The organism is Thermus thalpophilus, assembly GCF_022760915.1.
GTDB classification, from domain to species: domain Bacteria; phylum Deinococcota; class Deinococci; order Deinococcales; family Thermaceae; genus Thermus; species Thermus thalpophilus.
The window spans coordinates 1-210 of record NZ_JAKTNS010000174.1; the positions used below are offsets into that span (position 1 = coordinate 1).

1 pseudogene is annotated in these 210 nt (G+C 68.6%); it reads right to left on the reverse strand.

Annotated features, from left to right (window positions below):
- Positions 1-210 (reverse strand): annotated as a pseudogene (locus L0D17_RS14115) (hypothetical protein); the annotation flags it as partial.

Below are 210 nucleotides of genomic sequence, written 5' to 3' on the forward strand. Positions count from 1 at the left end.
TGCCTCCTCAAACGCCCCCATAAACTCGCTACCCCCATCCACCTGGATGGCCCGGATGGGAAACGGGGCCCGGGCCACCACCTCCGCCAGAAAACCCGCCGCCCCCTTCGCCGTGGCCCGGGTGTGCACCTCGGCCCAAGCAAACCGGCTCCTCTGGTCTATGGCGGAGAAGTGCCGCACCTCCTCCCCAGGACCCAGCCTCACCCTCAG